This is a genomic window from Mangrovimonas yunxiaonensis (genome assembly GCF_000733475.1).
In the GTDB taxonomy this organism is placed as follows: domain Bacteria; phylum Bacteroidota; class Bacteroidia; order Flavobacteriales; family Flavobacteriaceae; genus Mangrovimonas; species Mangrovimonas yunxiaonensis.
In genome coordinates this window covers 134871-155158 of sequence record NZ_JPFK01000005.1, presented here as the reverse complement: position 1 = coordinate 155158, position 20288 = coordinate 134871, and the positions used below count along the sequence as shown (strand labels likewise).

The following is a 20288-nucleotide window of genomic DNA, read 5'->3' as shown; positions in this document are numbered from 1 at the left end:
ACTACTCAAAAAGTGCTTTAAGCTCGGTAGCATCGTGGGCTTTCATTTTACCAGCAAGCACCAAGCTAAGTTGCTTACGGCGTAAAGCTGCGTCGTAACGGGAAATTTCCAGTTCGCTTTCTGGGGTAACTTCTGGCACGGCAACAGGACGTCCTGTTTCATCAACGGCAACAAAGGTGTAAATGGCTTCGTTGGCTTTGGTGCGCACGCCAGACTCGCGGTCTTCAATCCAAACATCTAAAAACACTTCCATCGAGGTTTTAAACGCACGCGATACTTTAGCCTCAACAGTAACCACGCTTCCTAAAGGCACGGCACGATTAAACGCCACATGGTTTACCGATGCGGTGACTACAATACGTCTGGAATGACGTCTAGCAGCAATACTAGCCGCACGATCCATACGCGCTAATAATTCACCACCAAATAAATTGTTTAACGGGTTGGTTTCACTTGGTAAAACCAAGTCGGTCATTGTTGTTTTAGATTGTTCCGGTGTTTTAGGTGCCATAACATGTTAAAAATTGAGAAGGCAAAGGTAAGGCGAATAAAAAAGACACCGTATTAAAATTTAATTAAAATTAAAAAGGGGTTAGTCTAAGGTTTTAACCAACAACCAAGCAGCAGTGTTGTGGTTGTTTTTTACCTCGCGCAAGGCGTTTAAAGCTTCCAGTCGATCTTGGTAACTTGCATAAACCACTTCGTGCAGTCCGTAGCGGTTTTGCCCAATTTTTCTTGCAGGATAGCCTAGAGCCTTTAATTCTGAGACCTTTTTATCGCTATTCTCTTCCACTCGAAATGCTCCGGCAATAATATGGTATTTGCCGGTTTGCTTTTTTACGGCGTTTAGGGTAACAGCGGGCAAAGGGTTGTCTATAACAAATGTAGCTTCTTGTATTTTGTGCTCCAATTGTTTGTGGGCTGTTTCTTGGGCCACTTGGTTTTGCGCCTCTATTTGTCCAACGTAGTAATCGGCTCCTAAATAACCTCCCAAGCCTAAAGCTATAAGGGCAATAGCAGCATATTTTAAGTATGGTCTTGCTTGGCGCTTTTCTGGGGTAATGGTTAAAGGGACCGTTTCTTCAATAGCTTCAACTTCTTGCTTGTAAGCTTCGCGAGTTACGTTTTGAGATACAAACTGGGCCAACCCAAACGCATCGGTTAAATAGTTAATATGATACGAAGGATCAAAAACCATTTTGCCTTCTTCATTTAGGGTTAAATCGCCAATGTTTTCAAAAGTGATGGTTTCGCCTTCTACCAAATAGGCTTTAATGGCTTTAACGTGTTTGTTAAGCTTTTTTACGGCAGACTCGTAAGGGATTTTTTCAACGTCGGCAATGTAGCTGCACAGCAAGCCATCGTTGTGGTGTACTTGCTCGTTAAAAGACAAGACTTTTTTTGGGGGGTAAAAGGAGTTGGTGGTCTCATGAACCTTAGCAGAAACACGAGTGGTTAAAAAGGCTCCAAACCCAGGAATGGTCACACAATCGTAACGGTATAATAAATCGCTTATGTAAGAGTCTATGTGCATAAAACAAATGTATAAATTTTTGCTTTCGAATAAAAATACGGCTTAACTATTTATTAACATCGTAAAATTTAGTTTCTTGTAGGTTGAAAATGAGTAGGGTACTTTATGACAGAGCAAGAACTTCTTTACACCTTGGCATTACAGCACGTTCCTAATATTGGCGATATTACGGCTAAGAAGCTTATTGGCCATTGCGGATCGCCCCAAGCTGTTTTAACCGAAAAAAAGCACCGCCTGCTAAAGATTGATGGTATTGGTACCAGCACCATTCGCGATTTGTTTGGTACGCACCACCTAAAAGCTGCTGAGGCCGAGTTGAAATATATAAAAGCCAATAACATTGCATGGCTTTATTTTATGGATGCCAATTACCCCGAGCGTTTAAAACACTGTATTGATGGACCTATTTTAATGTTTCAAAGAGGGTGCATTAACATAAAGAACCAACCTGTGATAAGCGTGGTTGGTGCAAGAAAAATTACGGTTAGCGGGATAGCTTTTTGTGAAAAATTAATAGAAAAACTAGCGGTTTATAACCCTATTATTGTTTCGGGCTTTGCCTACGGGACCGATATTACAGCGCAAAAAGCGGCCTTAAAGTATAATTTGCAAACCATTGGTTGCTTGGCGCACGGGCTTAATCAAGTTTATCCCAAACCCCACGAAAAGTATGTGCCCGATGTTGAAAAGCACGGCGGGTTTTTTACAGATTTTTGGAGCACCGATGTTTTTGACAGAAACAACTTTTTAAAACGTAATCGTATTATTGCCGGACTAAGCGAAGCCACGGTAGTTATCGAGTCGGCGGCAAAAGGCGGGAGTTTGGTAACAGCCGATATTGCGAACTCTTACAACCGCGATGTGTTTGCTGTGCCCGGGCGGGTAACCGATAAAATGAGCGAAGGCTGTAACAATTTAATCAAGTTTCAAAAGGCGCATCTGTTGTCCAATCCGTTGGATCTTCCCATTATGCTGAATTGGAAATTAGAAACAGAATCGGTACCCCCGCCCATACAAAAACAATTGTTTGTCGAGTTAGATGAAGATGAAAAAAAGGTGTTTAACTATTTAAAACAACACAACAAGCAACTTTTGGATGCCATTGCTCTAGAATGCCAAATTCCTACTTACAAAACAGCCAGCATTTTGTTGAATATGGAATTAAAAGGCGTGGTAAGGCCACTACCCGGAAAGCAGTTCGAGCTAATTTAAAAGCCTACTTTTTTTCTAACCCTTTCAATAACACTATTAGCAATTACTTGGGCCTTTTGGGCACCAATGGCCAGAGCTTTATCAATTTCCTCAAGGTTATTCATGTAATAATGAAAGCGCTCGCGGGGTTCGGCAAATTTTTCTATAATCAATTCAAATAGAGCTTGCTTGGCATGGCCATAACCGTAACCGCCTTTTTCGTAATTGGCTTTCATTTCGGCGGTTTGCGCTTCAGAAGCCAATAGGCTGTATATGGCAAAGCAATTACAGGTCTCCCAATTTTTAGGGGCTTCAAGCGGCGTACTATCGGTTTGGATAGACATGATTTGTTTGCGAAGTTTTTTATTGTCTAAAAAGATGTTGATAAAATTATTGCGGCTTTTGCTCATTTTTTCGCCGTCTGTTCCGGGAACCAATTTGGTATTTTCTCTAATTTTAGCTTCAGGCAAAACAAAGGTTTCGCCCATTTTGGTATGGAAACGCGACGCGACATCGCGGGTCATTTCCAGGTGCTGTAATTGGTCTTTTCCAACAGGCACAAACTCGGCGTCGTAAGCCAAGATATCGGCGGCCATAAGCATGGGATAAGTAAAAAGCCCGGTGTTAACATCGGCCAACCTGTCGGCTTTGTCTTTAAAGCCGTGGGCTAGAGTTAAGCGTTGGTACGGAAAAAAACAGCTTAAGTACCAGGTTAATTCGGTAACTTGAGGAATATCGCTTTGTCTGTAAAAAACGGTTTTTTCTATATCCAGCCCAAAAGCCAACCAAGTTGCTGCTACGGCATAGGTGTTAAATTTTAAGGCCTCGGCATCTTTAATTTGGGTAAGCGTATGCATGTTGGCAATAAACAAAAACGATTCGTTGGCCTCGTCATTGGCCAATTCTATGGCTGGTAAAATAGCGCCTAAAATATTGCCTAAATGGGGTATTCCCGTACTTTGTATTCCTGTAAGTATTCGTGCCATAATCCGTAGTCCACCTAGTGGAGGGTCTTTTTAAGTTAAATAAAGGGCAAAGGTAGGTATAGTTATGTATAAAAAAAAGCGGTTCGTTAGAACCGCTTTTTTGTATTTAAAGTAGCGTTAACCGCTTATTTTTTAAAAAGCCCGGCAACAAACAGGATAATGATGGCGCCAATGGCTCCTGTTAAAATGTCGCCAAAAATACCATCGGAAACAGAAATGCCCAAGGCTCCAAAGGCCCAGTTGCCAACAATACCACCAACAATACCTAAAATAATATTTATTAAGGCGCCAAAACCGCCGCCTTTCATTAGTTTTCCGGCTAACCAGCCAGCAATGGCTCCTATTAACAACGCATAAAGTAAACTCATAATTGTGTTTTTTTAATGTTAGTATGTTTTAAATATAATCAATTTATAAATACTATTTTTGTTCACGATGAAAGTATTTAAATACCCGTTGTGGTTGTTGTACCGCATTTGGTTTTACATTTTAGTGGCCCTGCCTATCTTGGTCCTGTTTCCTGTTTTGTTGATTTCTATTTTAAAAGAGGCCTGGTACCCGTTCTTCTTTAAACTGGCTAGGTTGTGGGCAAAGATTATTTTGTTGGGCATGGGGTTTAGGTGGAAGGTAACACGCGAGCAAATGCCAGCGCCTAAAGAAAGCTATATGTTTATAGCGAACCACACCTCGATGACCGATATTATGCTGATGTTGGTTTCTGTTAAAAACCCCTTTGTTTTTGTAGGAAAAAAAGAGTTGGCTAAAATTCCCCTATTTGGTTTTTTTTACAAGCGGACGTGTATTTTGGTTGATAGAACATCAGAAAAAAGCAGAAAAGCCGTGTTTTTAAGGGCGCAAAGGCGGTTAAAGCAAGGACTTAGTATTTGTATTTTCCCCGAGGGAGGCGTACCCGAAGAGCATGTTGTTCTAGATGCGTTTAAGGACGGGGCGTTTAGGTTGGCTATTAATCATCAAATTCCTATTGTGCCATTAACCTTTGCCGATAATAAAAGGCGATTTTCCTATACGTTTTTTAGTGGAAGCCCAGGAAAAATGCGTGTAAAGGTACATGCGTTTTTACAAACCAAGGGGTTGGAGGTTAAAGATACCAAAGCCCTAAACCAAAAGGCGAGACAGGTTATTTTAACGCAGCTAAAGGCGTTTCATTAAAAATGGAAAAACCACCCGGATATGAGTGGTTTTCCATGTTGATCTCTATGGCAGGAGATCAAAAAAAATCAACTAAACAACTAAAAATTATAACTAAACCCGGTATAAACACCAATGATGTAGGGGTTAAACGTGCCCGAAGTATTTTCATAGGCGTTAAACTGGTATTTAAAAGAGGGTTCTATATTAAATTTAAAGGCCTTAGTAAACTTATAGTCAATACCAATGCCCAGATTGCCACTAAAGCTTAGGTTGTTAATGTTATTGGCCTTGCCAATGTAGGTTTTGTTGTCTTCTATTTCAGAATAGACATCGTTATTGTTTAAGAAAAATGAGCTAAACCCACCAATAATTTGGATGCCTGTTCGTCTGTCAAGAAGTTTGTAGCCAAGCTCTATAGGAATTTCGTAATAGTTTATTCTTTGGCTAATGGCCGCATTGGCATTGGGTAGTAGGTTGCTGTCAATTTGTTGCACACTTAGGTGGTTTGCGCTTAATGCGGTTAAAGATTGGTTGCCGTTAGAAAGAGTAATGTTTTTTAAGGTGGTTGAGTTGTTGTTGCCTAAGGAAGCGACGTTTTCGTATAAAACCACATCGTTGGTGTCGTAACTAAGGGTTACATTACTAACACCGGTTCTTAGTTGAAGTTTTTTGGTTATGGTGTAGCTTACATGAACGCCGTAACTGGTATTGACTTCTCCGGTTTTCGAGCTGCCAACAAATTGATCATCAATGTGAGAGCCATCGCCAAAAGTGTTGTAATAAACGGGGGCAATATTGGCGCTAACCTGCCACCTGTCTGTTGGTTTTTCTTTTTCGTGGCCTTGTTTGGCTGCTTTAGCCATTGCTATGGCGTCTTCTATAGATAAAGTGCTTTTTAGGCGGGTTTTAACAATGGCTGCTGTGTCTATAACAGGCAGTATTTTGGCCATGCTATTGCTGTAGGCTTTTAAGAAGCTGCTTTGGCTTAAAGCAGTAGATTGTTTCTGGGTTTTAGGGGTAGGGTTGGCCTTTTCAGCTAAAAGGATATCGTTGCTAGAGAAAGAGCTAACCTGCGCTTTTTTTGGAGATTTCTGCGTCTCTTTTAATGTGTTTTTATTTGAAGTCGCTAGTTTATACTGGTTAGATGTGTTGGTTGCCGTATTGTTATTTTGTTTAACGTTAGAGGGGTTTTGGGTATCTGTTGTGTGCTCAAAAGTGGTTTTATGGGCAGCAGCGGTACTTTGTGGTGTTGTATTTTGTAAACGCAGGTCGTTTTCACTTTCATGAGCGCTAGCGCCTTGTGGTGTTTTGTTGGTTATAGGGGTGTTGGTATAAAACGAATCTTTTTTTAGGGCAGGGCTGCTATTTGTTTTAACAACCGGGGTGTTGTTTGTTTTTGGGGTGTTTGTATTTAATACGCGCGTGCTAAAAGTTACTAACAGCAGCAAAACGGCGGCCGCTCCAGTAAGTTTAAGCCAAAACGGAACAATCCTTGGTTTGTTGCGTTTGGGTTGGTCTAGTTCTTTTTTAATGTTTTCCCAAACCCGTTCGTTGGGAGGAACTTCGAAGTCCTTGAATTTCTCCTGAAAGACTCTATCGATATGTTTTTTATCACTCATCTATTATAAAGATTGAGAATTTAACTGGGTTAAATACTGTTCAATATTTTCTTTTAAAATTAGCCTAGCCCTGGCCAAGTTCGATTTTGATGTCCCGGTAGAGATGGTGAGCATTTCTGCAATGTCTTTATGGGAATAACCATCCATAACATAAAGGTTAAAAACCAGTCTGTATCTGTCGGGCAGTTTTTGAATGCACGATAGGAGGTAATCCAACGGAATGTCCTCATCGCCCTGCACCTCTACACTTGGGTTTTTTATTTTTTCTTCATCTATAATTTCAAAAACGTCCTGTTTTCTATAACGTTGCAGGGCTGTATTAATAACAATGCGCTTTAACCAACCTTCAAACGATCCTTTGGCTTGGTACTGCGCTATTTTTTTAAAAATGGTCACAAAAGCGTCTTGCAGATTATCTTCTGCTTCGGCATAGTTTCTAGAGTACTTTAAGGAAACAGAAAACAATACTCTCGAATAGAGGTGGTATAGTTCGCCCTGCGCTTTAGTATCATTTTCACTACATTTTTGTATGAGTTTTTTTAAACCCAAATGAAATTGTATTAGTTTTTTTAATCAATAACAGGTACTTCTATAATTAAATAGTCATCTTCGCCAGCGTCGTTTTCGCCCTGCCAAAATTTAAAAGTGTACAAGCCGCTTGCAATTGGTTTAAAGTTAAAGGTAACGTCTTTCTCAACCTCTTGGGGTGTACATGCTATGGCATTGTCTTGGTGCACGAACGCAATTATGGCTACGGTTCTTACATAGTCGTTTTTTACGTAATAAATGTCGTTAAAAACATGACATGTTGTTGGATTAATATAATTTAATGTGATTTCATGGCTCTGGCCAAGCTGAAATTCTTCGGGCATGGTTACAGATGCTATGGGTAAAATTTCATGGTAACCAGTATAGGTAACATGGTCGTCATCTATAGAACAAGACCAAAGCAATACGCTAAAAACTATGGCAAAAAGGCGCTTCATTATAAAAAATAAATACAATCTTCGGTTTGTAGATGCGGGATTGCTAAAAAGGTTGCGTAGTAAAACAAAAAAATCCCAAACAAATGGGATTTTTAAGGGCTATTCTTTCGAAGCTTTTATTTCTTCTTTAATTTTATCTTCCAGCTCGTCCATAAGTTCTGGATTGTCTTTAATCAAGGCTTTAACGGCATCTCTTCCTTGGCCTAATTTGGTGTCGCCATAGCTAAACCACGAGCCGCTCTTTTTAATAATGTCGTAATCTACGGCAATATCCAAGACCTCGCCAACTTTAGAGACCCCTTCGCCGTACATAATATCGAATTCGGCAGTTTTAAATGGCGGAGCCACTTTGTTTTTTACAACCTTAACTCTGGTTTTGTTACCCGAAACATCTCCATTGCTATCCTTTATTTGTGTTGAACGTCTTATGTCTAGTCGTACCGATGCGTAAAACTTTAGAGCGTTACCTCCGGTTGTTGTTTCTGGATTGCCAAACATAACCCCAATTTTTTCACGTAATTGGTTAATAAAAATCATGGTGCAATTGGTTTTGCTTATCGATGCGGTAAGCTTTCTTAAGGCTTGCGACATTAGTCTGGCATGCAGTCCCATTTTAGAGTCGCCCATTTCGCCTTCAATTTCACTTTTTGGCGTTAAGGCCGCTACCGAGTCGATAACAACAATATCTATAGCTCCAGAGCGTACTAAGTTGTCTGCAATTTCTAGGGCTTGCTCTCCGTGGTCGGGTTGCGAAATAATTAAGTTGTCTAAATCGACACCTAGTTTTTCGGCATAAAATCGGTCAAAAGCATGTTCGGCATCAATAAAAGCAGCAATTCCGCCCGCTTTTTGGGCTTCGGCTATGGCGTGTAGGGTTAAGGTGGTTTTACCAGAGGATTCTGGGCCGTAAATTTCTATAACACGGCCTCTAGGATAACCGCCAACACCTAAGGCCAAATCTAAACCTAAGGAACCTGTAGGAATAGCATCGACATCTACAATGGCTTGGTCGCTCATTTTCATCACGGTGCCTTTTCCGTAGGCTTTGTCTAATTTATCTAAAGTAAGCTTTAGGGCTTTTAGTTTTGCTTCTTTCTCGTTACTCATTTCTCGTCTTTTGCGTTAAAAAATTCATGCTAAAATACGATAAGTTTTCATCTTTTTCAATCTTGTCACGCAACCTTTTTGGGGTTTGTGCATCTACATATTAAAATTGGGAAAGTTTTGCTATGAAAACGTATGGCATGATGCTTTTGGTCATGCCATACTTCCCGCAAGTTACATGTTTAACAACAACAAATGAAATGCGGTTTTTTAGAAAAATTATTAAAAATTCGGCATTAGGCGTTTCGGCCACTATACTTATAAATAGTAGCTGTAAAGCCGATGGAGGTTAACTCGTTTAGATGTTTTGATTTGAATTTAGAAATTAAAAATAATAACGAGTTAGTCTACTTAAAGCACTTTGTATAAGGTACAAAGTGCTTTTTGTTTGCAACAAAACTAAAAAGCGTACCTTTGCACCACATTTTAATAACATCTTTAACCTTAAACCATTAGTATAGCATGCAACTGTACAATAACTTAAGCGCTAAAGAAAGAGCAAAACTTATCGAGCAGGCCGGAAAAGACCGCCTGACAGTCTCTTTCTATAAGTATGCCAAAATAGGCAACCCAAAAATTTTTAGAAACCATTTATTTATGGCCTGGGACCACCTAGAGGTTTTGGGGCGTATTTACGTGGCCCAAGAAGGTATAAACGCCCAGCTATCCTTGCCGGCCGAAAACTTCCATGCTTTTAAGGCGCATCTGGACTCTATTGTGTTTTTAGAAAACGTAAGATTGAATATTGCCGTAGAGCAGGATAATTTTTCATTTTTAAAACTGAAAATAAAAGTGCGTTCTAAAATTTTGGCCGATGGCTTAAATGATGCCACTTTTGATGTGACCAATAAAGGAGAACACGTCGATGCCGAAAAGTTTAACGCTTTAATAGAAGACCCTAACACCGTTTTGGTCGATATGCGAAACCACTACGAGAGCGAAATAGGCCATTTTAAAAATGCCATTACACCCGATGTAGATACATTTAGGGAATCGTTGCCAATTATAGAGGACGACCTAAAAGCACATAAAGAAGATAAAAACCTGGTAATGTATTGTACTGGGGGCATCCGTTGCGAAAAAGCTAGTGCCTATTACAAGCACAAAGGGTTTAAAAAGGTGTTTCAGTTAGAAGGCGGTATAATAAATTATGTGCACCAGGTAAACGAAAAAGGCTTGGAAAACAAGTTTATAGGAAAGAATTTTGTGTTTGACGACCGTCGTGCCGAACGCATTTCAGACCACATCATTGCCCAATGCCACCAATGCGGCAGCCCAGCCGATGTGCATACCAACTGTGCCAACGAGGCCTGCCACTTGCTGTTTATACAATGTGAAGCCTGCAAGGAAAAAATGGAGAATTGTTGCTCTTCAACCTGCCAGGAAATTACCCATTTGCCTTACGAAGAGCAAAAAGCTCTAAGAAAAGGACAAGGGAACAGCAACGATATTTTTAAGAAAGGTCGTGCAGACCATTTGCCTTATAAAAAGGATTTAAGAAATATTTTCGAAACCTTACAAACGCCAACCACCTCTAAATAAGTTAAAACAATGCAGCATATAGAGCTAATGGCCCCAGCGGGTAATTTCGAATCGTTACAGGCAGCTTTAGATAATGGCGCAGATTCGGTGTATTTTGGTGTAGAGCAATTAAACATGCGTGCAAGAGCCTCGATTAATTTTACCTTAGAGGACTTGCCGGAGATTGCTAAAAGGTGTCAGGAAAAAAAGGTGCGAACGTATTTAACATTAAATACCATTATTTACGATCACGACCTATCTATTGTAAAAACACTTATTAAAGCAGCCAAGGCCTCGGGTATTACGGCTGTAATAGCTATGGATCAGGCTGTGATTGGCATGGCAAGAGAACATGGGATGGAAGTGCACATTTCTACCCAAATTAACATTACCAATATAGAAACGGTAAAATTTTATGCCATGTTTGCCGATACAATGGTGCTAAGCCGGGAGTTGAGCTTAAGACAGGTTAAAAAAATTACCGAGCAGATAAAAAAAGAGCAAATAAAAGGCCCGTCTGGACGTTTGGTAGAAATCGAAATTTTTGGGCATGGCGCCCTGTGTATGGCGGTTTCCGGGAAATGTTATTTAAGCCTGCATGCGTATAACTCTTCTGCAAATCGAGGTGCCTGTAAGCAAAATTGCCGTAAAAAATATACCGTTATCGATCAAGAATCTGGGTTTGAAATGGAACTGGACAACGAGTACATTATGTCGCCTAAAGATTTGTGTACCATCGATTTTCTGGAAGAAGTTATAGAAGCTGGCATTACGGTTTTAAAAATTGAAGGCCGTGGTAGAGCACCAGAATACGTGGCTAGCGTGATTAAATGCTACCGCGAAGCAATTGATAGTGTGGCTAATGGCACGTACAGCAAAGACAAAGTGATTGCCTGGATGCAAGCGTTAGAGAAAGTGTACAACCGAGGGTTTTGGAGCGGATATTACTTGGGGCAAAAATTGGGCGAATGGAGCAAAGGCTCTGGGTCTCATGCCACTCAACGAAAAGTATACCTTGGCAAAGGGGTACACTATTACCCTAAAGCAGGCGTAGGCGAGTTTAAAATAGAAGCTTACGAGTTGTCTTTGGGCGATACCATTCTTATAACAGGTCCAACAACAGGGGCTAAGGAGGTTAGCGTAGATACCATGTTAATTAATGGCGAACAGCTGGAAAAAGGCGCTAAAGGCGACTCGGTAACCATTCCTATACCGTTTAGAATAAGGCCTTCGGACAAATTGTACAAAATTGTAGAAAACAAAGTAGAAGCCTAATGGTTGTTGTTACGCTGCAAAGAAACAAATGCATAGGCTGTAATTATTGTGTAGAATTGGCCCCAGAGCAATTTCAAATGTCTAAAAAAGACGGCAAATCTGTATTGCTTAGAAGCCAAGAAAAAAAAGGATTTTATACCTTAAAGTCGCCAGATGAAACTATTTTTGAAAGTTGTGACCAAGCAGCCAAAGCATGCCCGGTGCACATAATAACCGTTAAACGTGTTTAATACAGGCGATTTCATGAACATATATAAACTATTGCAAGTTAACAGGAAAATTAAAAGTCATAGGATTAAATTCCTAGGGCTTTACCTCTTGCATAAATTTAACCAACGTTATCTGGCCGTAAATCTAGATCCCGTGTTGGCCTGTAACTTGCGCTGTAAGATGTGCTATTTTACAGATGCCGATTATGTAAAAACCCTAAAAGGGCAATTTAAGCCAGAAGAACTAAACCAGATAGCCAAGGTTATCTTTAGCCGCGCCTTAAAACTGCAAATAGGCTGCGGTACAGAGCCTACACTTTACAAAGGCTTGCCAGAATTGGTAGCCCTAGGAAAGGCGTATAAGGTGCCTTACATCTCGCTTACCACAAATGCCAATTTGTTAACCGAGGAAAAAATAGAAGACCTCTTACAAGCAGGTTTAAATGAATTTACCATTTCCTTGCATGGGGTAACCAAGGAAAGCTACGAGGGCTTTATGAAAAAGGCGAGCTACGAAAAATTTCACCAGGCTTTTAAGGCCTTTGCCAAGCTAAAACAGAAGTACGATTTTAAGGTTCGTATTAACTATACCTTCAACAAAGATAATTTTTACGAGCTGAAGGAGCTTTTTGACCGTTTTGATGGGAAAAGTTTCGATATCCTTCAAATAAGACCCATTCAAAAAATTGGAAATACCGAGTATAACGACTTCGATCTGGAGGTCCTTCGCGAAGATTATCCTAGGGTAATAAAGCAAATACAGGATAATTGCAAGGAACACCACATTGTGTTGTTGGCTTCAAAAAACATTCCGGAAAAAAGTGCAATGAACAATTCCAGCCTTATTTACGATTATACGTTTTGCTACATATCACCGCAAAAAGTATGGAAAGAGGACTTTAATTGGAAAGCAGAAACCTTTAATCAGTACTCAAAAAGAATAGGGTGGAGCAAGACCTTGTTTTCAAATATCTTTAAATCGAAATCGGCGTTAAGATCGCGTAGTTACCGCCTTAATTATGAAGTAGATCTTAATTAAAACGCCAAAATTTTAAAGTCGTTGGAATAATCTTATCTTTACATATTAAATGAAACCTAATTATTAATCTCCTTCTGAAATGGCGGTTGCCGTTTTTCAGAATCAATATACATACATTTTATGGGTTGTAACAGTTGTTCAACTGGAAAAGATGGCCAACCAAAAGGATGCAAGAACAACGGGACTTGCGGTACCGATAGCTGCAATAAACTTACGGTGTTCGATTGGTTGTCTAACATGAACCTCCCCAACGGCGAAAAGCCATTCGAGTGGGTTGAGGTGCGCTTTAAAAATGGCAGAAAACACTATTATAAAAATACCGAAAACCTAACCCTTGCCATAGGCGACGTTGTGGCCACACAGGCGCAATACGGCCACGATGTGGGTGCTGTAACCCTAACAGGCGAATTGGTTCGGGTTCAAATGAAACGAAAAAAAATCCCGCTTAATGGCGAGGAAATCTATAAAATTTACCGAAAAGCATCACAAAAAGATATAGACATCTGGATTGAAGCTCGGGAGAAAGAAGATAAAATGAAAGTTAGGGCACGTCGATTTGCGATAGACCTTAATTTGAAAATGAAAATCTCCGATATCGAGTACCAAGGCGATGGCAGCAAGGCCACGTTTTATTATACCGCCGAAGAGCGTGTAGACTTTAGAGAGCTTATTAAAGTATTTGCCAGAGAGTTTAAAACAAGAATCGAAATGAAACAGGTAGGCTTCCGCCAAGAAGCCGCGCGTTTAGGAGGTATTGGTTCTTGTGGTAGAGAGCTGTGCTGTTCTACATGGCTAACCGATTTCCGTTCGGTAAGCACCGCGGCGGCAAGGTACCAACAGCTTTCCTTAAACCCACTAAAATTAGCAGGCCAATGTGGCAAATTAAAATGCTGCTTGAATTACGAATTGGATACCTATCTGGAGGCCATTAACAAGTTCCCTAAAACCGACATAAAACTAGAAACCCAAAAAGGAACCGCTGTTTGCCAAAAAACAGATATTTTTAAAGGCATTATGTGGTATGCCTACGAAGGCGAATGGGCCAATTGGCATAAAATTACCAAAGACCAAGCAAAAGAAATTATTGCGCTTAATAAAACCAATAAGAAAGTTGCAAGTTTAGAGGAGTTTGCATCAGAATTGCTAGAGGAAGATACTAAAACAGACTTTGAAAACGTTGTAGGTCAAGATAGTTTAACACGGTTCGATAATGTTGGAACCAAACGAAAAAAACCCAAAAGACGCCGAAATAAAAATAGGAGAAGACCCCCACAAAACAAGAAAAACAATGCGAAATAGCATCGTCCTTTTTTTTAGTTGCTTGTTAGTTTTAGCGTGTAATAACAAGGTGGCGCTTAGTTCGTACAAAACCATTCCAGAATTAAAATGGCATAAAGATTCTGTGGTGTCTTTTAAAATACATCCGCCAGACACCTTACAGCCGTATAATGTATACGTTAACTTAAGAAACACACAAAAATACAAGTACAACAACTTGTTTTTAATTGTTGAAATGAACTTTCCGCATGGGAAAACCATAAAAGATACCTTAGAGTATAAAATGGCCAAGCCCAATGGCGAACTGCTAGGAACTGGATTTTCAGACATTAAGGAAAACAAGCTGTGGTATAAAGAAGGTGTTATCTTTAAAGAACCAGGAACGTATACCCTAAACATTCAACAGGCCATGCGCGAAAACGGCAAAATAAACGGTGTAGTAAACCTAGAAGGGGTATCGGATGTAGGGTTTAGCATAGAAATACCAGAAATAAAATAGCATGTATGGCAAAGAAAAAACAAGTTAAACAAGAACACGATTTTTCGACCTATGTAAAATGGTTTTGGGGGCTTTTTTTAGCGGGTCTCGTTTTTATCGCCCTGTTATTTTTATTGGCGCGTTTTGAGGTGTTTGGCGACATGCCAGACCATACTGTTTTAGAAAATCCAAAAACCAATTTGGCAACCGAAGTTATCTCTGCAGATGGCCAAACTCTGGGAAAATTTTATTTTAACGACAACAGAACCCCCGTTGGTTACGAAGACCTGCCACAACATTTAATAGATGCCCTAATCGCTACAGAAGATGCCCGCTATTATAGCCATTCTGGAATTGACGCCTGGGGAACCCTAAGAGCCGTTGTAAAAATGGGAAGTGGCGGCGGTGCCAGTACAATTTCACAGCAGTTGGCAAAACAGTTGTTTCATGGCGAAGGCTCTAGCAACATAGCCGAAAGGATCATTCAAAAAATAAAAGAATGGATTATAGCCATTCGTTTGGAGCGCCAGTATACCAAGGAAGAAATTATTGCCATGTATTTTAATATTTACGATTTTGGCAATAATGCCGATGGTATTCGCTCTGCCTCGAGAATTTACTTTAACAAGGAGCCAAGGGACTTAAACATTAAGGAATCGGCCATGTTGGTTGGGATGTTTAAAAACTCCTCTCTCTATAATCCAAGACCACACCGCAATCCCATTGGAACCAGAAATAGGCGCGATGTGGTGTTAAGTCAAATGGAAAAATACGGATATATTAACGAAGCCGTAAAAGATTCGCTGCAAAGCACCAAACTAGATTTAAACTACTCGCCAGAATCGCATAAAGAAGGGGTAGCAACCTATTTTAGGGAGTTTTTGCGCGACTTTATGAAACAGTGGATCGAGGATAACCCAAAACCAGATGGCTCAAAATACAACCTTTATGGCGATGGGTTAAAAGTGTACACCACCATAGACTCGCGTATGCAACAACATGCCGAGTATGCTGTACAACAGCACATGCCAAGGTTGCAGGCCGAGTTCGACCACCAAAATACCCCACAGCGAAACCCAACAGCCCCGTTTTTAGGGCTAACACAAAGCGAAATAGACGGCCTGTTAAAGCGCTCGATGAAACAGTCTGAACGTTGGCGACACATGAAATACGATTTAAAGAAATCTGATGAAGAGATTATCAAATCGTTTAGCCAGCCCACACAAATGACCGTGTTTTCGTGGAAAGGCGAAATAGATACCATTATGAAACCTCTAGACTCTATGAGGTACTATAAATCCTTTTTGCACCCCGGTATGATGTCCATGGACCCCCAAACTGGCCATGTAAAAGTTTGGGTAGGCGGCATGAACTACAAACACTTTCAGTACGACCATGTAAAACAGAGCAAGCGTCAGGTAGGGTCTACATTTAAACCCTTTGTTTATGCCACAGCCATAGACCAACTTCACCTTTCGCCATGCGATAAACTGCCAAACACACAAATTACCATAGAGGCAGGTAAATATGGCAATACTAAAGCTTGGACCCCAAAAAATGCTGGTGGCGAATACGGCGGAAGCATTACCTTAAAAAGTGCTTTGGCCAATTCTGTAAACACCATTACAGCAAGACTAATGGATAAGGTTGGGCCACAGCCCGTGGTAGACCTAGTGAAAAAATTAGGAGTCGAAGCCGAAATACCAGTAGTTCCTTCCATAGGTTTGGGCTCGGCAGATTTAAGCGTATACGAAATGGTAGCCGCTTATGCCACCTTTGCTAACCAAGGTGTTTACAACAAACCCGTTATGGTAACCCATATCGAGGATAAAAATGGTACCATCTTATACCAATTTAAACCAGAATCTAAAGATGTACTAAGTGCCGAAACAGCCTATGTTACGGTAAACTTATTAGAAGGTGTTACAGAAAGCGGCTCTGGTAGAAGGCTAAGGCATAAAGGCGCCGATAAATGGAGCGCCGTTTACAAGGAGATTATTACAGGCTATCCATACGAATTGTCAAACCCCATAGCCGGAAAAACAGGAACCACCCAAAACCAGAGTGATGGTTGGTTTATGGGCATGGTGCCAAATTTAGTGACAGGTGTTTGGGTAGGAGCCGAAGATCGTGCTGCGCACTTTAGAACCATTACCTATGGGCAAGGCGCCTCAATGGCTTTACCCATTTGGGGCATGTTTATGAAAAGTTGTTACCAAGACGACCAGCTTAATGTCTCGAAAGGCGAGTTTTTAAAACCCCAAGACCTAACAATAGAGGTAAACTGCGCCAAGTACGACCCAGAGGGGCAAGGCGATGCCTCTCCAGAAGAGGATATTCCAGAAGAACTAGAATTTTAATACTAAAAACCACTTCAAAAAACGAAGTGGTTTTTTTATGACTACTTGTAGCAGCAGGTTTAATAAAAGACATGCAACAATTTTTAAAGCTTTCAATTAACACATCTCCTCGTATTTTTGTATTTTTCGCTAGTAAAAAAGGTTTAAAAAATGATAAATAAAAAAGTGGCGAATGTTTCTGAAGCATTACAGGGTATTCAGGACAACATGACCCTTATGTTAGGGGGGTTTGGCTTGTGCGGTATTCCAGAAAATGCCATTTCAGAACTCGTAAAATTAAACATTAAAGGGCTGACCTGCATTTCAAACAACGCAGGTGTAGACGATTTTGGCTTGGGCTTATTGCTTCAAAAGCGACAAATAAAAAAAATGATTTCTTCCTATGTTGGTGAAAACGACGAGTTTGAGCGCCAAATGCTATCGGGCGAGTTGGATGTCGAACTAGTTCCGCAGGGCACTTTGGCCGAAAGGTGTAAAGCTGCACAATCGGGCTTTCCAGCGTTTTACACCCCGGCAGGCTATGGTACCGAAGTTGCCGAAGGCAAGGAAACTAGAGCGTTTAACGGGAAAATGTATGTGTTAGAGGAAGCGTTTAAAGCCGATTTTGCTTTTGTTAAGGCTTGGAAAGGCGACGAGGCCGGAAATTTAATCTTTAAAGGAACAGCCAGAAATTTTAACCCCAGCATGTGTGGTGCCGCTACAATAACTGTGGCAGAGGTAGAAGAATTGGTGCCGGCTGGCACATTAGACCCTAACCAAATCCATATCCCGGGAATTTTTGTGCAGCGTATTTTCCAAGGAGCAGATTACGAAAAGCGCATTGAACAACGAACAGTAAGACAAAAAGCTTAGTTATGTTAGATAAAAACGGAATAGCACAACGTATTGCCAAAGAAGTGAAAAACGGGTATTACGTGAATTTAGGAATAGGAATTCCAACCCTAGTGGCCAATTTTGTAAGAGACGATATAGAAGTTGAATTTCAAAGTGAAAATGGCATATTGGGCATGGGACCGTTTCCTTTTGAAGGTGAAGAAGATGCCGATTTGATAAATGCAGGAAAGCAGACCATAACAGCGTTACCAGGCGCTAGTTTTTTCGATTCCTCCATGAGTTTCTCCATGATTCGCGGCCAGCACGTAGACCTAACCATATTAGGGGCTATGGAAGTGGCTCAAAATGGCGACATCGCCAACTGGAAAATTCCGGGGAAAATGGTAAAGGGTATGGGCGGCGCCATGGATTTGGTAGCAAGCGCAGAAAATATTATCGTAGCCATGATGCATACCAACAAGAAAGGCGAATCGAAGTTGTTAAAACAATGTAGCTTGCCCTTAACAGGCGTGGGCTGTGTAACCAAAATTGTTACCAATTTGGCAGTACTAGAAATTAAGGATAATGCCTTTTATTTGGTAGAAAGAGCTCCTGGTGTGAGCGTAGAAGATATTAAGCAAGCTACAGAAGGTACCCTAATAATTGATGGTGAAGTGCCCGAAATGCAGTTATAAATACCACAACAACAACACATTAAAAAGTAAAGGCCGCTACAAGCGGCTTTTTTTTGTAGGAATAAATTTTCAAAAATAGCCTAAATGTTAAAAAAATATGTATTTCAACGAAATTTATGGTGTTTCAGCAGATTTTTTCAAAAAACTTTTTCATATTAGTAGTCCCAAACTAAACCAAATCTATCATAAACTTAATTTATGATGTTCATAACATAATCATGAATTGTACTTATGAATGAAACAGCAACAAATCTACCTAAACAACCTACAACAAGTAAATTCCAAGAAACGATTAAGGAACATTTTCAGTTTTTTAAAGGAATGGTCTATTTAACTAAAAAGCTATTAATGCTATAACCCTTTTGGGATAGCATTAATTAGTTTTTTGGTGTACGCTTTTTTGGGCGCCGCATAAATCGCATCGGCATCGCCCAATTCTTCAATCTTACCTTGGTTCATCACCAACAATTGATCCGACATATACTTTACAACCGATAGGTCGTGCGAAATAAAAATGTAGGTGAAGTTGTAGTTCGCTTTCAGGTCGTTAAGCAAATTAAGAACCTGCGCCTGCACTGAAATATCCAAAGCCGAAACCGATTCGTCGCAAATAATAAGCTTAGGATTTAATGCAATGGCCCTAGCAATACCAATACGTTGTCTTTGCCCACCGGAAAACTCGTGGGGGTACTTATTAAAATCGGAAGCCGAAAGCCCAACACGCTCCAACAAATCAATAACCTTGTTTTTTCTAGCGCTGTTTGTCTGTTCTATGCCATGAACCTGCATGGGTTCTAAAATAGCCCTACCAACGGGAATGCGTGGGTTTAACGAGGCGTAAGGATCTTGAAAAATAATTTGGATGTCTTTTCGTAAAGCGCGCTCCTCGGCCTTATTAAGTTGTGTAATGTCCCGGCCTTTGTATAAAATAGCCCCAGAGGTGGCTTTGTCTAACAGTAAAATGGCGTTAGATAGCGTAGATTTTCCGCAGCCCGATTCGCCAACCAAACCTAGGGTTTCTCCTTCATAAAGCTTAAAACTCACCTGGTTTACGGCTTTAAACACATCGGGTTTTGTAAACCAGCCTGTTTTCGAAAAATACGCCTTTTCAAGATTAACAACCTCCAATAAAGGGGGCTTGGCATAAATGGCCTGATGGCGTTTGTCGCGTTCTGCTTTGGTAACAATGGCGGTTTTTGTAGTGCCTTCTATGTAATCCTTAATGGTTGGTAATTGCTGTAAACGCTCGCCAAAAGTTGGTTTAGAGGCGATGAGAGCTTGGGTATAGAGGTGTGTTGGCGCTTTAAAAATATCCTGGCAATGGCCTTGTTCTACAATATGGCCTTGGTACATGACCAGAACCCTATGGGCAATTTCAGAAACTAGAGACAAATCGTGAGATATAAAGATAATGCTCATTTTAGTTTCTTTCTGAAGCGTTTTTAGCAATTGGATAATCTCTTTTTGAACGGTAACATCCAAAGCGGTCGTAGGTTCGTCGGCAATTAATATTTTAGGTTTACAAGCAATGGCCATGGCAATCATAACACGTTGCTTTTGCCCACCGGAAATTTCGTGAGGGTAGGCCGTATACACTCGTTTGGGGTCGGGGAGTTTTACTTTTTCGAATAACGATAGGGTTTCAGCTTTTGCCTCTGTTTTGGACAGGGTTGTGTGTTGCAATAAAATTTCTTCAACCTGTTTGCCACATATCATAGAAGGGTTTAGCGAACTCATAGGTTCTTGAAAAATCATGGCAATTTCACGGCCGCGTATGGTTTGAAATGCTTTGTTTGTTAATGTGGTAAGGTTTTGCCCCAAATAGGTTATTTTTCCTTGGGTTATACGAGTAATACGCTTGGGTAGCAGGCCCATAATCGCTAAGGAAGACACCGATTTTCCAGAACCAGACTCGCCTACAATACCCAGAATTTCGTTGGGGTAAAGTTGATAGGATATGCCATGAATAACCTGATTGGTCTCTTTTTGGGAGGTAAATGAAATGGCTAGGTCGGTTACAGAAAGTATGGGGTTATGGGTCATTTAAA

20 protein-coding genes are annotated in these 20288 nt (G+C 40.5%); 11 read left to right on the top strand and 9 right to left on the bottom strand.

All coding sequences use genetic code 11. From position 1 onward, the window contains the following. Position 1 precedes the first annotated feature (1 nt). Together IA57_RS04840 and IA57_RS04835 are read right to left on the bottom strand one after the other, a co-directional pair. Positions 2-511: an acyl-CoA thioesterase gene (locus IA57_RS04840; protein WP_036120039.1), complete on the bottom strand. Its 510-nt coding sequence runs from the start codon at positions 509-511 to the stop codon at positions 2-4. An 81-nt stretch (positions 512-592) separates the two neighbouring features. Then, the gene (locus tag IA57_RS04835) at positions 593-1534 is read right to left on the bottom strand and encodes an HU domain-containing protein (protein ID WP_036120036.1); all 942 of its coding nucleotides are present in this window, start codon (positions 1532-1534) and stop codon (positions 593-595) included. A 105-nt stretch (positions 1535-1639) separates the two neighbouring features. Between IA57_RS04835 and IA57_RS04830 the strand changes: the two genes are divergently transcribed. Next, positions 1640-2746, top strand: coding sequence for a DNA-processing protein DprA (locus IA57_RS04830; protein ID WP_036120033.1), 1107 nt, complete (start codon positions 1640-1642; stop codon positions 2744-2746). Here IA57_RS04830 and trpS read toward each other — a convergent pair. Both trpS and IA57_RS04820 read right to left on the bottom strand, forming a co-directional pair. Then, positions 2743-3711 (bottom strand): tryptophan--tRNA ligase, encoded by a 969-nt coding sequence (gene trpS / locus IA57_RS04825; protein ID WP_036120030.1) that lies wholly within the window; start codon positions 3709-3711, stop codon positions 2743-2745. The genes IA57_RS04830 and trpS overlap by 4 nt on opposite strands. Positions 3712-3836: 125 nt before the next feature. Then, positions 3837-4079, bottom strand: a complete 243-nt coding sequence (locus IA57_RS04820; RefSeq protein WP_036120028.1) for a GlsB/YeaQ/YmgE family stress response membrane protein — start codon at positions 4077-4079, stop codon at positions 3837-3839. Positions 4080-4146: 67 nt separating this feature from the next. On the opposite strand from IA57_RS04820, the gene IA57_RS04815 reads away from it, so the two are divergent. Then, positions 4147-4881: a lysophospholipid acyltransferase family protein gene (locus IA57_RS04815; RefSeq protein WP_036120026.1), complete on the top strand. Its 735-nt coding sequence runs from the start codon at positions 4147-4149 to the stop codon at positions 4879-4881. Between the two features lie 80 nt (positions 4882-4961). On the opposite strand, the gene IA57_RS04810 is transcribed toward IA57_RS04815, so the two are convergent. From IA57_RS04810 to recA, 4 genes are all read right to left on the bottom strand, one after another. Then, the gene (locus IA57_RS04810) at positions 4962-6482 is read right to left on the bottom strand and encodes a hypothetical protein (protein ID WP_036120024.1); all 1521 of its coding nucleotides are present in this window, start codon (positions 6480-6482) and stop codon (positions 4962-4964) included. A 3-nt stretch (positions 6483-6485) separates the two neighbouring features. Continuing rightward, positions 6486-7031, bottom strand: a complete 546-nt coding sequence (locus tag IA57_RS04805) for an RNA polymerase sigma factor (protein WP_036120022.1) — start codon at positions 7029-7031, stop codon at positions 6486-6488. A 20-nt stretch (positions 7032-7051) separates the two neighbouring features. Continuing rightward, positions 7052-7468 (bottom strand): hypothetical protein, encoded by a 417-nt coding sequence (locus IA57_RS04800; protein WP_036120019.1) that lies wholly within the window; start codon positions 7466-7468, stop codon positions 7052-7054. A 99-nt stretch (positions 7469-7567) separates the two neighbouring features. Further along, positions 7568-8575: a recombinase RecA gene (gene recA, locus IA57_RS04795; protein WP_036120016.1), complete on the bottom strand. Its 1008-nt coding sequence runs from the start codon at positions 8573-8575 to the stop codon at positions 7568-7570. 459 nt (positions 8576-9034) lie between these two features. Here recA and trhO point away from each other — a divergent pair, with 459 nt between their 5' ends. The 9 genes from trhO (at position 9035) to IA57_RS04750 (ending at position 18240) form a co-directional block, all read left to right on the top strand. Further along, entirely contained in the window at positions 9035-10114 is a 1080-nt protein-coding gene (gene trhO / locus IA57_RS04790) for an oxygen-dependent tRNA uridine(34) hydroxylase TrhO (protein ID WP_036120013.1), read from the top strand. A 9-nt stretch (positions 10115-10123) separates the two neighbouring features. Further along, positions 10124-11368, top strand: a complete 1245-nt coding sequence (locus tag IA57_RS04785) for a peptidase U32 family protein (RefSeq protein ID WP_036120010.1) — start codon at positions 10124-10126, stop codon at positions 11366-11368. Continuing rightward, positions 11368-11598, top strand: a complete 231-nt coding sequence (locus tag IA57_RS04780) for a ferredoxin (protein ID WP_036120008.1) — start codon at positions 11368-11370, stop codon at positions 11596-11598. Before IA57_RS04785 ends, IA57_RS04780 begins: the two co-directional genes overlap by 1 nt. A gap of 13 nt (positions 11599-11611) precedes the next feature. Then, positions 11612-12616: a radical SAM protein gene (locus tag IA57_RS04775; protein ID WP_036120006.1), complete on the top strand. Its 1005-nt coding sequence runs from the start codon at positions 11612-11614 to the stop codon at positions 12614-12616. 120 nt (positions 12617-12736) lie between these two features. Continuing rightward, positions 12737-13915: a PSP1 domain-containing protein gene (locus tag IA57_RS04770; RefSeq protein WP_036120003.1), complete on the top strand. Its 1179-nt coding sequence runs from the start codon at positions 12737-12739 to the stop codon at positions 13913-13915. Then, positions 13905-14393, top strand: coding sequence for a gliding motility lipoprotein GldH (locus IA57_RS04765; protein ID WP_036121280.1), 489 nt, complete (start codon positions 13905-13907; stop codon positions 14391-14393). Before IA57_RS04770 ends, IA57_RS04765 begins: the two co-directional genes overlap by 11 nt. Positions 14394-14398: 5 nt before the next feature. Further along, complete coding sequence (locus IA57_RS04760) at positions 14399-16732, top strand: penicillin-binding protein 1A (protein WP_036120000.1); 2334 nt, start codon at positions 14399-14401, stop codon at positions 16730-16732. 150 nt (positions 16733-16882) lie between these two features. Then, entirely contained in the window at positions 16883-17584 is a 702-nt protein-coding gene (locus tag IA57_RS04755) for a CoA transferase subunit A (RefSeq protein ID WP_036119997.1), read from the top strand. Between the two features lie 2 nt (positions 17585-17586). Continuing rightward, a complete protein-coding gene (locus tag IA57_RS04750; RefSeq protein ID WP_036119994.1) occupies positions 17587-18240 on the top strand; it encodes a 3-oxoacid CoA-transferase subunit B in 654 nt (217 codons plus the stop codon). Between the two features lie 351 nt (positions 18241-18591). Here the strand turns inward: IA57_RS04750 and IA57_RS04745 are convergent, their stop codons facing one another. Then, positions 18592-20283: an ABC transporter ATP-binding protein gene (locus IA57_RS04745; RefSeq protein WP_036119992.1), complete on the bottom strand. Its 1692-nt coding sequence runs from the start codon at positions 20281-20283 to the stop codon at positions 18592-18594. Positions 20284-20288 lie beyond the last annotated feature (5 nt).

Coding starts and splice junctions, on each gene's coding strand:
- IA57_RS04830 (WP_036120033.1), top strand. CDS start 1,640: ATGACAGAGCAAGAACTTCTTTACACCTTGGCATTACAGCACGTTCCT.
- IA57_RS04780 (WP_036120008.1), top strand. CDS start 11,368: ATGGTTGTTGTTACGCTGCAAAGAAACAAATGCATAGGCTGTAATTAT.
- IA57_RS04840 (WP_036120039.1), bottom strand. CDS start 511: ATGGCACCTAAAACACCGGAACAATCTAAAACAACAATGACCGACTTG.
- IA57_RS04745 (WP_036119992.1), bottom strand. CDS start 20,283: ATGACCCATAACCCCATACTTTCTGTAACCGACCTAGCCATTTCATTT.
- IA57_RS04785 (WP_036120010.1), top strand. CDS start 10,124: ATGCAGCATATAGAGCTAATGGCCCCAGCGGGTAATTTCGAATCGTTA.
- trhO (WP_036120013.1), top strand. CDS start 9,035: ATGCAACTGTACAATAACTTAAGCGCTAAAGAAAGAGCAAAACTTATC.
- recA (WP_036120016.1), bottom strand. CDS start 8,575: ATGAGTAACGAGAAAGAAGCAAAACTAAAAGCCCTAAAGCTTACTTTA.
- IA57_RS04770 (WP_036120003.1), top strand. CDS start 12,737: ATGGGTTGTAACAGTTGTTCAACTGGAAAAGATGGCCAACCAAAAGGA.
- IA57_RS04835 (WP_036120036.1), bottom strand. CDS start 1,534: ATGCACATAGACTCTTACATAAGCGATTTATTATACCGTTACGATTGT.
- IA57_RS04755 (WP_036119997.1), top strand. CDS start 16,883: ATGATAAATAAAAAAGTGGCGAATGTTTCTGAAGCATTACAGGGTATT.
- IA57_RS04800 (WP_036120019.1), bottom strand. CDS start 7,468: ATGAAGCGCCTTTTTGCCATAGTTTTTAGCGTATTGCTTTGGTCTTGT.
- IA57_RS04775 (WP_036120006.1), top strand. CDS start 11,612: ATGAACATATATAAACTATTGCAAGTTAACAGGAAAATTAAAAGTCAT.
- IA57_RS04810 (WP_036120024.1), bottom strand. CDS start 6,482: ATGAGTGATAAAAAACATATCGATAGAGTCTTTCAGGAGAAATTCAAG.
- IA57_RS04750 (WP_036119994.1), top strand. CDS start 17,587: ATGTTAGATAAAAACGGAATAGCACAACGTATTGCCAAAGAAGTGAAA.
- IA57_RS04820 (WP_036120028.1), bottom strand. CDS start 4,079: ATGAGTTTACTTTATGCGTTGTTAATAGGAGCCATTGCTGGCTGGTTA.
- IA57_RS04765 (WP_036121280.1), top strand. CDS start 13,905: ATGCGAAATAGCATCGTCCTTTTTTTTAGTTGCTTGTTAGTTTTAGCG.
- IA57_RS04760 (WP_036120000.1), top strand. CDS start 14,399: ATGGCAAAGAAAAAACAAGTTAAACAAGAACACGATTTTTCGACCTAT.
- IA57_RS04815 (WP_036120026.1), top strand. CDS start 4,147: ATGAAAGTATTTAAATACCCGTTGTGGTTGTTGTACCGCATTTGGTTT.
- trpS (WP_036120030.1), bottom strand. CDS start 3,711: ATGGCACGAATACTTACAGGAATACAAAGTACGGGAATACCCCATTTA.